18 protein-coding genes are annotated in these 18,329 nt (G+C 71.0%); 6 read left to right on the forward strand and 12 right to left on the reverse strand.

Annotated elements, in window-relative coordinates; translation table 11 throughout:
• Positions 1-198 precede the first annotated feature (198 nt).
• Positions 199-1,047 (reverse strand): helix-turn-helix transcriptional regulator, encoded by an 849-nt coding sequence (locus ACZ5SK_RS36455; protein ID WP_334579956.1) that lies wholly within the window; start codon positions 1,045-1,047, stop codon positions 199-201.
• A gap of 150 nt (positions 1,048-1,197) precedes the next feature.
• On the opposite strand from ACZ5SK_RS36455, the gene ACZ5SK_RS36460 reads away from it, so the two are divergent.
• On the forward strand, positions 1,198-2,052 hold the full coding sequence (locus tag ACZ5SK_RS36460) for an NAD-dependent epimerase/dehydratase family protein (protein ID WP_468577081.1): 855 nt from the start codon (positions 1,198-1,200) through the stop codon (positions 2,050-2,052).
• A gap of 45 nt (positions 2,053-2,097) precedes the next feature.
• Here ACZ5SK_RS36460 and ACZ5SK_RS36465 read toward each other — a convergent pair whose 3' ends face one another.
• From ACZ5SK_RS36465 to ACZ5SK_RS36480, 4 genes are all read right to left on the reverse strand, one after another.
• A complete protein-coding gene (locus tag ACZ5SK_RS36465; protein ID WP_361706662.1) occupies positions 2,098-3,357 on the reverse strand; it encodes an MFS transporter in 1,260 nt (419 codons plus the stop codon).
• Entirely contained in the window at positions 3,354-4,700 is a 1,347-nt protein-coding gene (locus tag ACZ5SK_RS36470; RefSeq protein ID WP_468577037.1) for a GH1 family beta-glucosidase, read from the reverse strand. Before ACZ5SK_RS36470 ends, ACZ5SK_RS36465 begins: the two co-directional genes overlap by 4 nt.
• A 110-nt stretch (positions 4,701-4,810) precedes the next feature.
• Complete coding sequence (locus tag ACZ5SK_RS36475) at positions 4,811-5,077, reverse strand: protealysin inhibitor emfourin (protein WP_334579959.1); 267 nt, start codon at positions 5,075-5,077, stop codon at positions 4,811-4,813.
• A 21-nt stretch (positions 5,078-5,098) separates the two neighbouring features.
• The gene (locus ACZ5SK_RS36480; protein WP_334579960.1) at positions 5,099-6,169 is read right to left on the reverse strand and encodes a M4 family metallopeptidase; all 1,071 of its coding nucleotides are present in this window, start codon (positions 6,167-6,169) and stop codon (positions 5,099-5,101) included.
• A gap of 343 nt (positions 6,170-6,512) precedes the next feature.
• On the opposite strand from ACZ5SK_RS36480, the gene leuA reads away from it, so the two are divergent.
• Positions 6,513-8,234, forward strand: a complete 1,722-nt coding sequence (leuA, locus tag ACZ5SK_RS36485; protein WP_334579961.1) for a 2-isopropylmalate synthase — start codon at positions 6,513-6,515, stop codon at positions 8,232-8,234.
• A 214-nt stretch (positions 8,235-8,448) separates the two neighbouring features.
• On the forward strand, positions 8,449-9,144 hold the full coding sequence (locus ACZ5SK_RS36490; protein ID WP_334579962.1) for a TerB family tellurite resistance protein: 696 nt from the start codon (positions 8,449-8,451) through the stop codon (positions 9,142-9,144).
• Positions 9,145-9,160: 16 nt separating this feature from the next.
• Here ACZ5SK_RS36490 and ACZ5SK_RS36495 read toward each other — a convergent pair whose 3' ends face one another.
• Entirely contained in the window at positions 9,161-10,111 is a 951-nt protein-coding gene (locus tag ACZ5SK_RS36495) for a hypothetical protein (RefSeq protein ID WP_361706668.1), read from the reverse strand.
• Positions 10,104-10,658 carry a SigE family RNA polymerase sigma factor gene (locus ACZ5SK_RS36500; protein WP_334579964.1) on the reverse strand — a complete coding sequence of 185 codons (555 nt, stop codon included), beginning with the start codon at positions 10,656-10,658 and terminating at the stop codon, positions 10,104-10,106. Before ACZ5SK_RS36500 ends, ACZ5SK_RS36495 begins: the two co-directional genes overlap by 8 nt.
• Positions 10,659-10,816: 158 nt before the next feature.
• On the opposite strand from ACZ5SK_RS36500, the gene ACZ5SK_RS36505 reads away from it, so the two are divergent.
• Entirely contained in the window at positions 10,817-11,782 is a 966-nt protein-coding gene (locus tag ACZ5SK_RS36505) for an FAD-dependent oxidoreductase (RefSeq protein WP_361706670.1), read from the forward strand.
• Here ACZ5SK_RS36505 and ACZ5SK_RS36510 read toward each other — a convergent pair.
• A complete protein-coding gene (locus ACZ5SK_RS36510) occupies positions 11,772-12,989 on the reverse strand; it encodes a GNAT family N-acetyltransferase (protein ID WP_334579966.1) in 1,218 nt (405 codons plus the stop codon). The genes ACZ5SK_RS36505 and ACZ5SK_RS36510 overlap by 11 nt on opposite strands.
• 359 nt (positions 12,990-13,348) lie before the next feature.
• Here ACZ5SK_RS36510 and recO point away from each other — a divergent pair, with 359 nt between their 5' ends.
• Entirely contained in the window at positions 13,349-14,098 is a 750-nt protein-coding gene (gene recO, locus ACZ5SK_RS36515) for a DNA repair protein RecO (RefSeq protein ID WP_319672199.1), read from the forward strand.
• A gap of 46 nt (positions 14,099-14,144) precedes the next feature.
• Positions 14,145-14,996, forward strand: a complete 852-nt coding sequence (locus tag ACZ5SK_RS36520; protein ID WP_334579967.1) for an isoprenyl transferase — start codon at positions 14,145-14,147, stop codon at positions 14,994-14,996.
• Between the two features lie 81 nt (positions 14,997-15,077).
• Here the strand turns inward: ACZ5SK_RS36520 and ACZ5SK_RS36525 are convergent, their stop codons facing one another.
• The 4 genes from ACZ5SK_RS36525 to ACZ5SK_RS36540 form a co-directional block, all read right to left on the reverse strand.
• Positions 15,078-15,497: a Fur family transcriptional regulator gene (locus ACZ5SK_RS36525; protein ID WP_334579968.1), complete on the reverse strand. Its 420-nt coding sequence runs from the start codon at positions 15,495-15,497 to the stop codon at positions 15,078-15,080.
• Positions 15,498-15,622: 125 nt separating this feature from the next.
• On the reverse strand, positions 15,623-16,525 hold the full coding sequence (locus ACZ5SK_RS36530) for a metal ABC transporter permease (RefSeq protein ID WP_334579969.1): 903 nt from the start codon (positions 16,523-16,525) through the stop codon (positions 15,623-15,625).
• Entirely contained in the window at positions 16,525-17,292 is a 768-nt protein-coding gene (locus ACZ5SK_RS36535) for a metal ABC transporter ATP-binding protein (protein ID WP_334581356.1), read from the reverse strand. Before ACZ5SK_RS36535 ends, ACZ5SK_RS36530 begins: the two co-directional genes overlap by 1 nt.
• Before the next feature lie 20 nt (positions 17,293-17,312).
• Complete coding sequence (locus ACZ5SK_RS36540) at positions 17,313-18,272, reverse strand: metal ABC transporter substrate-binding protein (protein WP_334579970.1); 960 nt, start codon at positions 18,270-18,272, stop codon at positions 17,313-17,315.
• Positions 18,273-18,329: the final 57 nt, after the last annotated feature.

The raw sequence follows: 18,329 nt of genomic DNA on the forward strand, positions 1-18,329 counted from the left end.
GTTTCTAGGGTTGGTTGAAGGGGTGTCGCGTCGGCATCAAGTCCCGCAGGCGGATCGAGGCCCTGCTCGGCACCCCGGCCGCGCGGCGGTAGCCGCATGTTGATACAGCCTGGACCTCCATGTGAAGGTCGCCAAGGACTGGCAGCGCGATCCGAAGCAGCTGCGCAAGCTGGGGTTCTGAACCGTTTGCGGGGCTGTCTAGACCGTTTGCGGGGACATGTCCTGGAGTCCCACCACCCGTAGCAGCTGGAGCCGCTCGTAGGTGTCCGTGCCCGGGCGGGCCGTGTGGATGACCAGGAGCTGGTGGTGCTCGTGGCTGAGCAGCACCTCGCAGTCCAGCTCCAGCAGGCCCACCTGCGGGTGCAGGAAGCGTTTCGTCGCCTTGTGCCGCAGGGCCACCTCGTGCTCGTCCCACAGCCGCGCGAACTCCTCGCTGCCCGCGCGGAGTTCGGCGACCAGTGCGGCCGGTTCCGGGTCGTCGGGGCGGGCCGCGGTCACCGCGCGCAGGTTGGCCACCTGGGCGCGGGCGTGGTCCGGCCGGTCCTCCTGCGGGAACAGACCGCGGGCACCGGGGTCCAGGAAGTAGCGGCGGAGCAGGTTGCGCTCGCGCCGGGGGCGGGACATCACGTCGAGGGTCAGCGCCCTGCCCATCGCGTTCTGGGCCAGGACCTCGCCGCAGTCGGTCACCACCTGCGCCGGCGTGTCGTGCAGACGGTCCAGGATCAGCAGCAGCCCCGGCGAGACGTGCGTCGACGCCCTCTCGCGGCGCGGCGGCTCCTCGCCGGCCAGGTGGAACAGATGGTCGCGTTCGTAGTCGGTGAGCCGCAGGGCGCGGGCCAGCGCCGTCAGCATCTGGCGGGACGGGCGCGGGCCACGGGACTGCTCCAGCCGCGTGTAGTAGTCGACCGACATCCCGGCCAGCTGTGCCACCTCCTCGCGGCGCAGGCCGGGCGTACGGCGGCGGGCGCCCTCGGTCAGGCCCACGGCCGACGGGGTCAGACGGGCGCGGCCGCGGCGCAGGAAGTCGGCGAGTTCGGGTCGGTTCACCCCTCCAGACTGCGGCAGGCCGCCCGTCTTATCCAGGGACTGCCGGTCCCCTGATCGAGAGGTCTCTCCCGGTCCTCCCCGCTCCCGCCGAGGCTGGTGGCACCAGAGCACAGGGCCACTGGACCACTGGACCAAGAGGAGCGGATGACGATGCTGACACTGGTGACGGGTACGACGGGACAGGTCGGCCGACGGTTCGTGCCGAGGCTGCTGGCGCAGACCCGGCCGGGGGAGAGGGCGCGGATCCTGGTGCGTGACGCCGCCCGCGGGGAACGTTTCGCGGAGCTGGGCGCCGAGGTGGTGGTCGGGGATCTGCGGGACGTGGAGGCGCTGGGCAAGGCGGTGGCCGGGGTGGACGCGGTCGTGAACGTCGCGGCCGCCTTCCGCGGGGTGCCGGACGAGGAGGCGTGGGCCGTCAACCGGGACGCGGCGGTGGAACTGGGCCGCGCCGCGCTTGCCTCCGGCGTGCAGCGGTTCGTGCAGGTCAGCACGGGGCTGGTGTACGGCAAGGGGAGGGGCCGCCTGCTGACCGAGGATGACGAGTCCCGGCCCGGCGGCACCATGTGGGGCGCCTACCCCGAGTCGAAGGCGCAGGCCGAGCGGGAGCTGCTCGCGATGGAGGACCTGGACGTGCGCGTCGCCCGACTTCCCTTCGTCTACGGCGAAGGCGACCCGCACCTCGCCCAGTCGCTGATGTGGGCCGGGAAGTGGGCGGCGACCCAGCGGCTGCACATGGGTCACCACGCGGATGTCGCCCAGGGCCTGCTGCGCATCCTGCACGCGCCGGGCATCGCCGGCCGGATCTACAACATCGCCGACGACGCCCCCGTCACCGCGGTCGAACTGCACCAGCTGAACGGGGTCGACGTCCCGGCCGAACTCTACGAGCGCACCGACCCCGACCCGTTCTTCCAGCTGACGTCCACCGACCGCATCCGCCGTGAGCTGGGCTACCGCCCGCTGTACCCGAGCGTGTACGCGGCCCGCGAGGCCGGAGCCCTCTAGGACAGGTCCCAGCCCCGGCTCACTGCACCCCGCACTCCACCCCGCTCACTCCACCCCCCTGATCCGCCCCACCAGCACCGCCCCCGCCAGGCCGATCACCGCGGCCACCAGGTACAGCACCCGGTAGCCGCCCAGGTAGGTCACGATCGGCGCGGCGAGGGCGGGCGCCGCGACCTGGGGCAGGGCGTTGGCGACGTTGATGATGCCCAGGTCCTTGCCCCGGTCCACGGCCTTCGGCAGGACGTCCGTCATCAGCGCGAAGTCCACGGAGGTGAAGACCCCGAACCCCACGCCCAGCACGGCCGCCGCGAAGATCGCCCCCGGCCAGGTCTGCCAGGCCGCGAGCCCCGCCGTCGCCACCGCCATCAGCACGCCCGACCAGATCACGAACGGCTTGCGCCGGCCGACCCGGTCCGACCAGACGCCCCCGACGACGACCGTGGCGAGCAGCGTCACCCCGTTGACGGCCGTCAGGATCAGCACGCCCTGCTCGGGGTCGGCGTAGTCCAGCCGGTCCCGCAGGTAGTACAGCAGGTAGAGCAGCACCAGCGCGTTGCTCAGGTTCATCAGGAAGCGCGTCAGCCACGCCCACCCCAGGTCGGGGTATCTGCGCGGGCTCAGCCAGAACCCGGCCGCGAAGCCCCGCCAGGACCACGCCGGCCGGTCCGCCGCCGGCAGCCGCAGATCCTCGTACCGCAGGACGTACGGCAGCACGCCCACCCATGTGAACACCGCGCACGCCGCATATCCGGCCCCGACGCCCCCGGCGACCGTCGCGAGCCCCGTGCCGCCGACCACGCCCAGGATCTGTGCGGCCCCCAACCAGCCGCCCACCGAGCCCCGTTGGAGCCGCGGCACCCGGTCGGGCACCGCCGCCGTCACCGCCGCGAAGGCCGCGTTCAGGGTCAGCTGGACCAGGCACCAGCCCGCCGCCAGCGTCCAGACGCCGCCCGCGCCCGCGAGCAGCAGCAGCGAGAGCGCGCCGCCCGCCGCGCCGGCCACGATCCACGGCGTGCGCCGGCCCCGGCGGGACGTCGTACGGTCCGACAGCGCGCCGAACAGCGGGTTCGCGGCCAGCGAGATCACCGCGCCCGCGCCCGTCACCCAGGCCAGCATCGTCTCCTTCGACATGCCGGAGCCGGGCGCGAAGTCCTCGGCCTGGGAGGCCAGCAGGATCTGCAGCGGGCCGTACCAGCCAACCCAGATCGCCCCGTTGGCCAGCGACAGGGCCGACGTCCAGCCCCGGCCGACCCGCTCGACGGGCTCGGCCAGCGCGGCGACCGGAACCCGGTCGGCCGTCGTCATCCCCGTGCCTGCGATCTCTGCGCCCGCAGCACGTCCCGCAGCCAGGCGTACGACGCTTTCGGGGTCCTGGTCTGGGTGGCGTAGTCGACGTGGACCAGGCCGAAGCGGCGCGCATACCCTTCCGCCCACTCGAAGTTGTCCAGCAGCGACCACACGAAGTAGCCGCGCACGTCGACGCCCGCCTCCAGCGCCTTGTGCAGGGCGCGGAGGTGGCCGTCCAGGTAGGCGATGCGGGCCTGGTCGTCGAGGCCCTCGTAGGAGCAGCCGTTCTCGGTGATGACCACCGGCGGGAGGCGGTCGCCGTAGCGGTCCTTGAAGGTCGTCAGGAGTTCGGTGAGGCCCTCGGGGACCACCGGCCAGCCGAAGTCCGTGACCGGGACGTCGGCTATCTCCTGGACGGAGAAGGGCAGTTCGGCCGGCATGGTGATCCCGCCGAACTCGATCTCGGTGCCCTGCGGGGCGCCTACCCGCGTCGGGGCGTAGTAGTTGATCCCGTACCAGTCGAGCGGCTCGGAGATCACCTTCAGGTCGGACGCCATGTCCCCCGGCATCAACTCGCCCAGCCCGTCGGGGTATTCGCCGAGCAGCAGCGGCTCCGCGAACAGGCGGTTCAGCAGGACGTCGTAGAAGGCCGCCGCCTCCAGGTCGGCGGGCTCCTGGGAGGCCGGCCAGGTCGGGCCGTGGGAGTTGGCGATGCCGATGTCGGTGGCGCCGGCCGCGCGCAGGGCCTGGACGGCGAGGCCGTGGGCCAGAAGCTGGTGGTGGGCCACCGGCAGCGCGTCGAAGAGCAGCTGCCTGCCGGGGGCGTGGGTGCCGAGCGCGTGCCCCAACAGGGTGTGTTCGGCGGGCTCGTTGAGGGTGATCCACTTCTTGACGCGGTCGCCGAGGCGGTCCACGACCACCGACGCGTACTCCGCGAACCGGGACGCCGTGTCCCGCTCCAGCCAGTCCAGGTTCGCCGGGAGGTCCCAGTGGAAGAGGGTGGGGACGGGGCGTACGCCCGCCGTCAGCAGGGCGTCGACGAGGCGGTCGTAGAAGTCGAGGCCGCCGGGGGAGTTCACTCTCGGCCAGGAGATCGAGAAGCGGTAGGCGTCCACTCCGAGGCCCGCCAGGAGGGCCACGTCCTCGCCGTAGCGGTGGTAGTGGTCGCAGGCCACGGCCGCCGTGGAGCCGTCCTTCACCCGCCCGGGCTCGGCCGTGAAGGTGTCCCACACGGACGGTTCGCGCTGGTCGACCGCGCCCTCGATCTGATGGGCGGAGGTGGACACCCCCCACAGGAAGCCGGCCGGGAACGGGGGGATCGGGGGAATCGGATGGGCCGCGGGACGCGGATCGTTCGCCATGGGCGGGATCATCCTTACCCACGGGTAAGGAAGTCAACGCCCGGGCGTGAAGTGGCAGTTCACGCCCGGCGCGACCGACCGGTCAGGCCCCGTCCTTCAGGCCCTTTCCTTCAGGCCCCTTCCTTCAGCACCCGCGAGATCAGCTCCCGCTGCTCCGGGGTGAGCCGGGGATCTGCCGCGTACACCGTCTTGCCGTCCACGGTGATCTCGTAACGGAACCCGTCGGGCACGCCCATGGGAGGGTCGCCCCGACCGGCGGCGACCGCCTGCTCGGCCAGGGCGTGCCAGTCGCCGGCATCGGGCCGCCCCGAGGTGTCCACCTCGGCCTGCCGCTCGATGCCCGCGAACCCGCCCGTGCGCCGCACCTGAATACGCATGGGTCCCTGTCTATCCCGCGGTCAGAGAATCCGCACCCCCACCTGCTCCCACGCTTTCTCCACGGCCTGGAACTCCTCCCCGCCGTCGCCGAAGCGCTCGCGCGCGGCCTTCACCGTCAGCCCCGCGAAGTCGGTGAAGAAGGCCCTCTCGGTGAGCTCGCCGCCGGTCAGGACGTCGTACCAGATCTGGCCCGCCTTCTCCCAGGCGTGGCCGCCGAGGGCGGTGGCGGCCAGGTAGAACGCGTGGTTCGGGATGCCCGAGTTGATGTGGACACCGCCGTTGTCGCGGCCGGTGCGGACATAGCCGTCCATCGTCGCGGGCTGCGGGTCCTTGCCGAGGACGTCGTCGTCGTAGGCCGTGCCCGGCGCCTTCATGGAGCGCAGGGCGGTGCCGGTGACGCCCGGGGCGAGCAGGTCCGCGCCGATCAGCCAGTCGGCCTCGGCGGCGGTCTGGCCGAGGGAGTACTGCTTGATGAGCGAGCCGAAGACGTCGGACATCGACTCGTTGAGGGCGCCCGGCTGGCCGTTGTAGGTCAGGTTCGCCGTGTACTGCGTGACGCCGTGGGTGAGCTCGTGCCCGATGACGTCGATGGAGGAGGTGAAGTCGACGAAGATCTCGCCGTCACCGTCGCCGAACACCATCTGTTCGCCGTTCCAGAAGGCGTTGTTGTAGCCCTCGTCGTAGTGCACGGTGGCGTCGAGGGGCAGCCCGTCGCCGTCGATGGAGTGGCGCGTGTAGGCCTTCAGGTAGAGCTCGAAGGTGGCGCCGAGGCCGGAGTAGGCGCGGTTGACACTGGCGTCCTGGCCGGGCTCGGAGCCCTCGGCGCGGACCTTGACGCCGGGCAGGGTGGTGCCGTGCTCGCAGTCGTAGACGGTGCGCAGCGGCTGGTCCGACGGCGCCTTCGCCTTCGGGGCGGCCACGAGACCGTACTCGGTGGTCACCTGGCGCAGGGAGCGCAGCTCGCTGTCGCGCAGGATGGTGCGCCGGGCGGGGCCGGCGAGGGCCGGATCGTCGCTCCTGGCCAGCCGGTCGAGGATGTGCGGCGGTACGACGGTGCAGAAGACGGGCTCGAAGCCCCCGTGGGTCGTCATGCCCGGCACCCTTGCACTGCGTTACCCCAATGTCACCACAGGCAACCATGATCGGTGAAAAACTGTGACAAACATGGCCGATCCGTGGCTTCAAGTGGTATGGAGCACGTTTCGCCCCTTTTCCTATATTTGTTTCCGCCGGTCCCGCATACTGATACGAACCCGCGTGACACCAGCGCCTCGGCTAGGCTGCGGAGCACTATGCGTTTCGGGCTGCTTCTCCTTAGCTGCCGCGGCGAGGGCCTGTAGTCGAGGCCGACCCCCTCCCCGCGGTGCTTGGTGTTGCGCGTCGGCCGTCCTTCCGTCCGGACATTCTCCGGTCACCCCGAGGAGCCAACGCCCCATGGCGAACCGCCAGCAGCCCAGCCAGATGCCGGTCCACAAGTACGGACAGTACGAGCAGGTCGACATCGCCGACCGCACCTGGCCGAACAACCGGATCACCACCGCCCCCCGCTGGCTCTCCACCGACCTGCGTGACGGCAACCAGGCCCTGATCGACCCCATGTCGCCCGAGCGCAAGCGCCGGATGTTCGACCAACTGGTCAAGATGGGCTACAAGGAGATCGAGGTCGGCTTCCCGGCCTCCGGCCAGACCGACTTCGACTTCGTGCGCTCGATCATCGAGGAAGAGGGCGCGATCCCGGACGACGTCACGATCTCCGTGCTGACCCAGGCCCGCGAGGACCTGATCGAGCGGACCGTGGAGTCCCTCAAGGGCGCCAAGCGCGCCACCGTCCACCTGTACAACGCCACGGCCCCGGTGTTCCGCCGGGTCGTCTTCCGCGGCTCCAGGGACGACATCAAGCAGATCGCCGTCGACGGCACCCGCCTGGTGATGGAGTACGCGCAGAAGCTGCTGGGCCCGGAGACCGAGTTCGGCTACCAGTACAGCCCCGAGATCTTCACCGACACCGAGCTGGACTTCGCCCTCGAGGTCTGCGAGGCGGTGATGGACGTCTACCAGCCCGGTCCGGGCCGCGAGATCATCCTGAACCTGCCGGCCACGGTGGAGCGTTCGACGCCGTCGACGCACGCCGACCGCTTCGAGTGGATGGGCCGCAACCTCTCCCGCCGCGAGCACGTCGTGCTGTCCGTCCACCCCCACAACGACCGCGGTACGGCCGTGGCGGCGGCCGAGCTGGCGCTGATGGCCGGCGCCGACCGCATCGAGGGCTGTCTGTTCGGGCAGGGCGAGCGCACCGGCAACGTCGACCTGGTCACCCTGGGCATGAACCTGTTCTCGCAGGGCGTCGACCCGCAGATCGACTTCTCCGACATCGACGAGATCCGTCGTACGTGGGAGTACTGCAACCAGATGGAGGTCCACCCGCGCCACCCGTACGTGGGCGACCTGGTCTACACGTCCTTCTCCGGCTCCCACCAGGACGCCATCAAGAAGGGCTTCGACGCCATGGAGGCCGACGCGGCCGCGAAGGGCGTCACCGTCGACGACATCGAGTGGGCGGTCCCGTACCTGCCGATCGACCCGAAGGACGTCGGCCGCTCCTACGAGGCCGTCATCCGCGTCAACTCGCAGTCCGGCAAGGGCGGTATCGCGTACGTCCTGAAGAACGACCACAAGCTGGACCTGCCGCGCCGGATGCAGATCGAGTTCTCCAAGCTGATCCAGGCCAAGACCGACGCCGAGGGCGGCGAGGTCACCGGCTCCGACATCTGGGCCGTCTTCCGCGACGAGTACCTGCCCAACCCCGAGAACGCCTGGGGGCGGATGCAGCTCAGGGCGGGGCAGTCGACGACCGACAAGGACGGCGTGGACACGCTGACCGTCGAGGCCGAGGTCGACGGCGCGGAGACGACGCTGGTCGGCACCGGCAACGGTCCGATCTCGGCCTTCTTCCACGCGCTCCAGGGCATCGGCATCGACGTACGCCTGCTGGACTATCAGGAGCACACGATGAGCGAGGGCGCGTCCGCGCAGGCCGCCTCGTACATCGAATGCGCGATCGACGACAAGGTCCTGTGGGGCATCGGCATCGACGCGAACACGACGCGTGCCTCGCTGAAGGCAGTCGTCTCGGCCGTCAACCGCGCCACCCGCTGACCCTCCTGACCGGCGGTTTAGGGGCCCCGGTCGTCGTATACGGCGACCAGGGCCCCGTCGTTTTCGGCCACCGCGGCGTGGAGGTCACGGAAAGGTCTCGTCCTGGGTGCTGACTAGTCCTCCCTGATGTGGCTAACATCACGCAGACGCGGCGATGTTGCCTGGGGGCACCTCCCGCGCCCTTAAGGCTGTGGGGGAGTTACGGAGGTGCGACGTGCTGCCAGGACGGGGACGAGACGGCCGTGTCACCAGGCTTGCCCGCATCCTGGGCACCCGCACCGCGTGGACGACCGTGGGCGACGGAGAGTTCTTCTGCCCGGGCTGCGGCGGCGACCGCAACTACCAGCGGCTGACCGGCCGGCGCCGCTTCACCGTCCTCGGTGTGCCCGTCGCCCCGCGCGGCGCGACCGGGCCGGTCGTCGAGTGCGCCGCCTGCCGACGCCACTTCGGCACCGACGTCCTCGACCACCCCACCACCATCCGCTTCTCCGCGATGCTCCGCGACGCCGTCCACACCGTCGCCCTCGCGGTCCTGTCCGCGGGCGGCGCCTGCGCCCCGACGTCCCTTCAGACGGCGGCGGGCGCGGTGCGCGCGGCCGGTTTCGCCGACTGCACCGAGGAACAGCTCGCCGCCCTCGTCGACGCCCTCGCCGCCGACACCGGCCACAGCTACGGCGAACCGTACGGCGCGGGCCTCGCCATAGAGCTCCACGAGGCCCTCGACCCCCTCGCCCCCCACCTCGCGCCGGCCGGCCGTGAATCGATCCTGCTCCAGGGCGCCCGCATCGCCCTCGCGGACGGCCCGTACACCCCCGCCGAGCGCGAGGTCCTCGCGACGGTGGGCACGGCCCTGATGATCTGCGCGGACGACGTGACCCGGCTGCTGGCAGCGGCCCGCACCCCGTCCTGACGCCGGACCTGTTCCCCTACGGCAGGGTCCGCTCGTACGACTTGTCGTCGTCGGAGTCGTAGACGAGTTTGCCGGCCGCGTCGTAGCCCTTGATGTGCGGGGCCACGGTGACCTGCTGGTTCAGGATGCCGGCGGCGACGAACCAGCCGTGGTCCAGGGAGGCGGTGACGGGGCCGCCGTCGCCGTAGGAGACGGTCACCCTGGCGACGGACGGTTCGACCGTGCCGATGAACCCCCAGCGGAACGGCAGCTTCCAGTTGCCCTTGTCGATGAACGACTGCTGGTACAGCTTGCCGCCGTTGATGTCGGCCACGACCGGACCCGCGTCCGGCGCACCGACGTCGCCCGAACCGGAGTTGATGCCCCCAGCCTCGCCGTTCCTGACGTTGCAGATCACCCGGGAGCCGGCCGGCTGCGTTTTGGTCGCGACGACGTACATGCCGTCGCCGGGCGCGTTGGAGTCACCGGTGCTCTTGATCGCCAGGATGATCCGGTAGTCCGCGGCCTTGCCCAGACCCTCGCGGCCCAGCGCCGACGGCGTGTTCCTCTGGTCCCAGTCGATGCACTTCTGCAGCCCGTTCGCCGCCTGCGCGAACGTGATCCCGTCGAACAACTGCCGGTCGGTGGCCGGCCGCGCGGGTCCGGTGGGTGTGGCGGACGGGGTGACGGCCGGGCTGTGCGGGGCGCTGGCCGACGGCCTCGGCGCCGCCGTGTCGGCGCCCCGCCCCCCGTTCCCCCCGGCCACGGCGTACGCCCCCACCGGCACCGCGGCCAGCGTCGCCAGCGCCGCGCCGGTCACCGCCGCGCGCCGCCGCCGCTCGGCCAGTCCCCGGCGCCGGATCGCCGGATACGGCGCCGGGGAGGGACGAACGGCGTACGCGTCCTCAGCGAGCAGCTCACGCATCCGCTCCTCGAACCCGAAGTCTTCCTGGTTGTCTGTGTTTGCCGGGTTGTCTGCCTCACCCACTGCTGCCTCCCTGCCCCTGAGCCCGACCCTGGCCACCGGACACCGCGCGACCGGCGGGAGCCAGCCCCGGATACGTACGCAACTTCGCCAGCCCCTTCGAGGCCTGGCTCTTGACCGTGCCGGGCGAGCAGCCGAGCACCTCGGCCACCTCCGCCTCGGACAGGTCCTCCCAGTACCGCAGCACCACCACCGCCCGTTGCTTCGGGGGCAGTTGGGCCAGCCCGGCCAGCAGGGAGCCACGCTCCTCGACCCGCCCCGCGCCCTCGTCCCGCCCCGCCCGCTCCGGCGGCGCCGCGGTCAGCGCCTCGGCGACCCGCCGCTTGCGGAACCGGTCACTGTTGCAACTGACCAGCATCCGCCGGACATACGCCTCCGGGTTGTCGGCACGCGAGATCCGCCGCCACGACCGGTACGCCTTGGCCAGCGCGGTCTGCGTCAGGTCCTCCGCGTGGTGGACGTCCCCCGTGAGCAGATACGCGGTCCGCACGAGCCGGGACCACCGCGCTCTGACGAACTCCTGGAACCGCTCCTCTAGTTCCGCCTGCATCAAGCACCCTCCTCGCCCTCCAGACCACCGGATGGGCGGAATCGGTTGCCTGGATTCGGCGAGGCGTTCGGCCGAAGGACCGACGATAGACTGAGGGCTCCTCAGAGGCGGACCGTACGGCCGCCGGCAGCCGCCGGAGGAGCCCTACCGAGGAGGCGATGGTGTCGGCGCCAGCGGTCGTGATCGGTGCCGGAGTGATCGGGCTCACCACAGCCGTCCGGCTCGCCGAGGCGGGCCGGGACGTGCGAGTGGACGCCGAACTGCTCCCCGGTGCCACGACCTCGGCGGCGGCGGGCGCCTCGTGGGATCCGTTCCTGGCCGAGCCCGCCGACCTGGTGGAACGCTGGAGCAGGGAAACCCTTCTGGCCCTGCTGGAACTCGGCGCCGACGACAGGACGGGAGTCCGCCTGGTCGAGGGCACACACGAGTCCCGCCTGCCACGGGACAAGCCGGCTTGGGCCTCATGGGTCGACGCCAGTCCGTGCGAGCAGGGCGACCTGCGCCCGGGCTACGTCGAAGGCTGGCGTTACCGTGCTCCCGTCGTCGACATGCCCACATATCTGGACCATCTCGTCGACCGGTTGGTGAAGGCCGGCGGTCGGCTTCGGCAGCGCCGTTACGCATCGCTCGAAGAGGCGCTGCCGGAGGCGCCCGTCATCGTGAACTGCACGGGAACGGGTTCGCGGGCGCTGGTCGGCGATCCGTCCGTGCAGGCCGTGCGCGGTCAACTCGTCGTGGTGGAGAACCCCGGCATCGGGACCTTCTTCTGCGACGACACCCCCGACGCCGAAGAGCTCACCTACATCTATCCGCACTCCGACGTGGTGATCCTGGGGGGCACCTCGGACTGGGACAGCTGGGATCTCCGCCCTGACGCCGCGGCCGCCCTGGACATCGTCCGACGATGCGTGGCCGTCGAGCCGGCCCTCGCCGACGCCTCGGTGATCGCCCACCGCGTGGGACTCAGGCCGGTCCGCCCCCGGGTCCGGCTGGAGACGGAGCACCGGGACGGGACGCTGCTCCTGCACAACTACGGTCATGGAGGCGCCGGACTGACCCTGTCCTGGGGGTGCGCCCGGGAGGCCGCCGACCTGCTGCGCGCCGCTGAGGAACTCACTCCCTGATCTGCCACTGTCTGCGACCGGCGGTCCCTGCTTCGGGGCCGCGCCGGTACAGGTACAGCCAGGTGCGAGCGGCCAGGGCGCAGGCCAGCGCGGCGGTCCATGGCCAGCTGGTGGTCTTCGTCGCGACGACCGCCGCACCCGTGAGGGGCGAAGCCGCCGTGAACGCCATGAGGACGATCTCCACCGCGCTCCTGCGGAACCGGTGGGCGATGGAGAACTCCGACTGCTCGTACCAGGCGATGCCCACGGTCAGGAGCACGGCCAGCACCATGGTCGTCTCCGGATCACCGCTCGCCTGTGCGTAGGTCACGGGGAGGGAGATGACGAAGGGCAGCACACCACCGTACTCGGAGAGCACGTTGCCGTACTTCATGATCTTTCCGAAGGTGTTCGAGTGGATCCGGGCCAGTTCTCCCGAGGCACTGGCGTAGACGATCAGGGACAGCACCGTGCTGAACGTCGCGCCGATCAGGAGGAGACGAACATCGTCCGGGAAGCGGGTCGACGTGAAGGCGAAGCCCAGGAGGAAGGTGATGGCCGCGAGCATCGCTCCGGAGAACGCGATGCCTGCCGCCGCCTCCCCGGACTGGAGGGTCGCGGGGTCGTCCCGCTCGAAGCGCGTGATCTCGACTGCGGGTTCGCCGCCCAGCGACACCAACGAGGTCACGGCCTGATCCTGCGGTGCGAGGGACTCGATCAGCTGGGTCCGTGCACTGAGGGGCACGAGATAGCGCGAGCCGGGGTCGATGTACTCGACGCGGCTCTTGTGCTGGAAGTGGAGGCAGATGCCGTCGACGTCCCGGCTGGTGCGCATGACCCGGGTGCCGATGAACCCGCTCTTCAGCAGCAGCCCCGACACCGGGACGGCGGTGGCCTCCACCACCGCCGAGAACAACGGGGCCGGCCCGGGCTGCTCCGAGATCCGCTGCGACAGCTCGGCCAGCAGGCGGAGAGCGACTCCCCGTCTTCGCAGGCCGTCGCGAACGGCGATCACCGACAGGCATACGTGTCCGGATGAGGGTCTTTCCGCTGCGGCGCATCCGACGACCTCGCCGTCGGACTCGGCGATCCGGACCAGGCCCGCGTCGATCGAGCCGGCAAGAAGGCCCGCCGACGGCACGGCAGCGCTCTCACCGGTCTCCGTCAGGAGTTCGCTGAGCCGCGGTAAGTCGCTCGCGTCGGCGTCCCGAGTGGACCATGCGCTCATGCCCATTGCTCCCCCCAGCCGGATTCGATCGTACCGAAAGTCAACGCACCTTCGTAGAAGGGGAGTTGCGGGAATCGAAGGGTCGCCGGAAGGCCGCCGTCGTCCCCGAGACCTCTTCCGGCCCGGGCGTCCCGTCCGCGCCGCGCCGCCACCGCGTGCGCCGCCCACCACCGGGAATCGCGCCCCGGTGCCCGCCGCTCCACCCGACGGATCCCGTCGGCCCGGTCCCGCCACCCCCTTCGCGTAAGCGAGAATGGCCGTATGAGCCTGTTCCGCGACGACGGCAGTGTGCCGGGCACCCGGGTGTCGGGTGTGGTGGGCCGGGGTGTGCTTCGGGGCGAGCGTTGCGGTGGTGTGCGATGAGTCTCTTTCGGGACGACGGCGTCGTCCTGCGGACGCAGAAGCTCGGCGAGGCCGACCGGATCATCACGCTGCTCACCCGCGGGCACGGGCGGGTGCGGGCCGTGGCGCGGGGGGTGCGGCGGACGAAGTCCAAGTTCGGGGCCCGGCTGGAGCCCTTCTCCCACGTCGACGTGCAGTTCTTCGCGCGGGGCAGCAGCGAGCTCGTCGGGCGCGGGCTGCCGCTGTGCACGCAGAGCGAGATCATCGCGCCGTACGGCGGCGGCATCGTGACCGACTACGGCCGCTACACCGCCGGCACGGCCATGCTGGAGACCGCCGAGCGGTTCACCGACCACGAGGGCGAGCCGGCCGTGCAGCAGTACCTGCTGCTGGTGGGCGCCCTGCGGACGCTGGCCCGGGGCGAACACGCGCCGCACCTCGTCCTTGACGCGTTCCTGCTGCGCTCGCTGGCCGTCAACGGCTACGCGCCCAGCTTCGGCGACTGCGCCAAGTGCGGAATGCCCGGCCCCAACCGGTTCTTTTCCGTCGCCGCCGGCGGTTCGGTCTGCGCCGACTGCCGGGTGGCCGGCAGCGTCGTGCCCTCGCCGCAGACCCTGGTCCTGCTGGGTGCGCTGCTCACGGGAGACTGGGAGACGGCGGACGCGTGCGAGCCGCGGTACGTCCGGGAGGGCAGCGGGCTGGTGTCCGCCTACCTGCACTGGCATCTGGAGCGCGGCCTGCGCTCCCTTCGGTACGTAGAGAAATAGCACGTAGGCACGTAGAGAAACAGGCAGCAGAGGAGACGAGAGACACATGGTGGTACGCGGGTTCCTGGGACGGCAGCGTCGGGAGTACAGGACGCCGGAGCCGCACCCGTCCGGCGCGCGCCCGCCGAAGCTCCCCGGTGAGCTGGTGCCCGAGCATGTGGCGATCGTCATGGACGGCAACGGCCGCTGGGCCAAGCAGCGCGGGCTGCCGCGCACCGAGGGCCACAAGGTCGGCGCCGAGCAGGTCCTCGACGTGCTGCAGGGCGGGGTCGAGCTGGGCGTGCGGAACATCTCGCTGTACGCGTTCTCCACCGAGAACTGGAAGCGCTCGCCCGACGAGGTGCGCTTCCTGATGAACTTCAACCGCGACTTCATCCGCAAGAGCCGTGACCAGCTCGACGAGCTCGGCGTCCGCGTCCGCTGGGTGGGCCGGATGCCCAAGCTGTGGAAGTCGGTCGCCAAGGAGCTCCAGATCGCCCAGGAGCAGACGAAGGACAACGACCGGCTCACGCTCTACTTCTGCATGAACTACGGCGGCCGCGCGGAGATCGCCGACGCCGCGCAGGCGCTCGCCGAGGACGTCAAGGCGGGCAGGCTGGACCCGTCCAAGATCACCGAGAAGACCCTCGCGAAGTACCTGTACTACCCGGACATGCCGGACGTCGACCTGTTCCTGCGGCCGAGCGGCGAGCAGCGCACCTCCAACTACCTGCTCTGGCAGAGCGCGTACGCGGAGATGGTCTTCCAGGACGTGCTGTGGCCGGACTTCGACCGCCGCGACCTGTGGCGGGCGTGCGTGGAGTTCGCCTCCCGCGACCGACGCTTCGGCGGCGCCGTCCCGAACGAGGAACTCCTGGCCATGGAGCGGGACATCGCGGGAAACCCGACCACCTCGTAGTCACCGGGGGCCGGGGGCCGGGGGCCGGGGGCGGCAGCCCCCAGGGACTGTCACCCCGGGCTCACCGCACACCGTCACCGCTCAACCGCCGGAGGCCCCCGCGCAGTCGGAACACGTGCCGAAGATCTCCACCGTGTGGGCCACGTTGACGTAGCCGTGTTCCACGGCGATGGCCTCGGCCCACTTCTCCACCGCCGGGCCCTCCACCTCCACGGCCTTGCCGCACACGCGGCAGACCAGGTGGTGGTGGTGCTCGCCGGTGGAGCAGCGGCGGTACACGGACTCGCCGTCGGAGGTGCGCAGGACGTCGACCTCGCCCGCGTCGGCGAGGGACTGCAGGGTGCGGTAGACCGTGGTCAGGCCGACCGAGTCGCCCTTGTGCTTGAGCATGTCGTGCAGGTCCTGGGCGCTGCGGAACTCGTCGACCTCGTCGAGCGCCGCTGCCACGGCGGCACGCTGCCGGGTGGAACGGCCCTTCACGGGCGGTCCAGCGGTCGTCACCGTTGCCTCCTTCGATGGCCCGTTCGCCTACGGGGCGTCTTGTGCCGGTGTCGCGCCCCTTCGGCTCTCGCGCGCCTCACGTCTGCCGCTTGCCCGGCCATTGTGCCAGTCCGGCCTGTGCGCGGTCAGACGCCGATCCCGTCCCCGGCCTTCCTGGTGGCCGGAATCGCGCACTCGGCCGGGTCCCCGGCGGGCTGCGCCGCCGCCAGTGCGCGGGCGCGGCGGCGGGCCAGCGGAGCGGCCAGCACGCTCAGTGCGACGAACGCGGCGATGGTGAGCAGCACGATCGTCGCGCCGGGCGGGACGTCCTGGTAGTACGAGGTCACCGTGCCGCCGATGGTCACCGTCACGCCGATGGCGACGGCGATCGCGAAGGTGGCGGCGAAGCTGCGGCTGAGCTGCTGGGCGGCGGCCACCGGGACGACCATCAGGGCCGACACCAGCAGCAGGCCCACCACCCGCATCGCGACCGTCACCGTCACCGCCGCCGTGATCGCCGTCAGCAGGTTCAGCGCGCGCACGGGCAGGCCCGTCACCCGGGCGAACTCCTCGTCCTGGCTGACGGCGAAGAGCTGGCGGCGCAGGCCGAGAGTGACCAGGACCACGAAGGCGGCGAGCAGGCAGATCGCGGTGACGTCCGATTCCGACACGGTCGAGAGCGAGCCGAAGAGGTACGACGTCAGGTTCGCGTTGGAGCCCGTCGGCGCGAGGTTGATGAACATCACGCCGCCGGCCATGCCGCCGTAGAAGAGCATGGCGAGGGCGATGTCGCCGCGGGTCCTGCCGTACCAGCGGATGAGTTCCATGACGACGGCGCCGAGGACGGAGACCGCCGTGGCCATCCACACCGGGGACCAGGACAGCAGGAAGCCGAGGCCGACGCCCGTCATCGCGACGTGGCCGATGCCGTCGCCCATGAGGGCCTGACGGCGCTGGACGAGGTAGATGCCGACGGCGGGGGCGGTGATGCCGACGAGGATCGCGGCGAGCAGCGCCCGCTGCATGAAGGCGTAGTTCAGGAAGTCCATCAGCTCAGCAGTCCCGTACGGATCGGTTCGGCGCCCGCGGGTGCGTGCGGGTGTACGTGGTCGTGGCCGGGAAGCGCGTGCTGGCCGACGGCCTGCGGGGGCGGCCCGTCGTGCAGGACGCAGCCGTCGCGGAGCACCACCGCCCGGTCGATCAGGGGCTCCAGGGGACCCAGTTCGTGCAGGACGAGCAGCACGGTCGTACCCGCCGCGACCTGCGCCTTCAGCGTCTGCGCCAGGATCTCCTGGCTGGCCAGGTCGACGCCCGCCATCGGCTCGTCCATGATCAGCAGCTCGGGCTCGGAGGCGAGGGCGCGGGCGATGAGCACGCGCTGGTGCTGGCCGCCGGAGAGAGCGTCGACGCTGTCCTTGGCGCGGTCCGCCATGCCTACGAGCTCCAGGGCGTGCCGTACGGCCTCCCGGTCGGCCTTGCGGAAGACGCCGAAGCGGGTGCGGGAGAGGCGGCCCGAGGAGACGACCTCCGTCACCGTGGCCGGGACGCCGCCGGCGGCCGTCGTGCGCTGCGGGACGTAGCCGATCCGCGCCCAGTCCCGGAACCGGCGGCGCGGGGTGCCGAACAGCTCGATCTCGCCGTCGGCGATCGCCACCTGGCCGATCACGCTGCGCACCGCCGTCGACTTGCCGGAGCCGTTGGCGCCGAGCAGGGCGACGACCTCACCGCGTCGCACGGTGAGGTCGACGCCCCGCAGAACGGGGCGCGAGCCCAGGTCCGCGCGTACTTCGCGCATCGCGATGACGGGCTCGGCCATGTCGTCGTCCTCCGTACCGGTCATTTGGTTCCCATGGCCGTCTGCAGCGCCTTGAGGTTGGCCTCCTGGACCGAGAAGTAGTCCGTGCCCCTGGACTTGCCCTTGACGATGCCCTCGATCGGGTCGAGGACGTCCGTCTTCAGCCCGGCGTCGGAGGCGATGGTCTTCGCGGTCTTGTCGCTGACGAGCGTCTCGTAGAACACGGTCGTGACGCCGTCGGCCTTGGCCATCTTCTCAAGCTCCTTCACGCGGGCGGCGCTGGGCTCCGAGTCGGGGTCGAGGCCGGTGATGGCCTCCTCGGTCAGGCCGTAGCGCTCGGCGAGGTAGCCGAAGGCGGCGTGGGTGGTGACGAAGACCTTGGTCTTCGTGTTCGCGAGCCCGGTCTTGAACTGCGTGTTCAGCTCGTCGAGCTTCTTCACGAGGGCCGCGGTGTTGGCCTTGTAGTCGGCGGCGTGGTCCGGGTCGGCCTTCTCGAAGGCCTTGCCGACGCCCTGGGCGACCTGGGAGTAGCGGACCGGGTCGAGCCAGATGTGCGGGTCGAGGCCGGCCAGCTCCTCGTTCTCGTGGCCGTCGTGCTCGGCCGCGTGGCCGCCGACCTCGTTGCCGTGCTTCTCCATCGTGGTGAGGGAGGCGGCGTCGATCTTGGTCTTGATCTCGGACTGGGACACCGCGGAGTCGACGGAGGGCTGGAGGTTCTTCAGGTAGAGCACCGCGTCGGACTCCTGGAGCGCGGCGGTCTGCTTGGCGCTGATCTCCAGGTCGTGCGGCTCCTGGCCGGGCTCGGTCAGGCTGGTGACGTGCACATGCGCCCCGCCTATCTGCTCGGCGAGGAAGGCCATCGGGTAGAACGACGCGACGACGTCGAACTTGTCCGTGTTGGCCGCGGCCGCGCTGTCGGAGGAGCAGGCGGACAGGGTGCCGAGGCCGAGGGCGGTGGCCGCGGCGACCGCGGTGCCGGATATGAGTCGTCGTGCGTTCATGACAGTCATTTTCAACAAATATGGAAACCGTTGTCAACAAGGATCCGGGTGAGGGCA

The sequence above is a fragment of the Streptomyces sp. NPDC031474 genome (assembly GCF_055581185.1).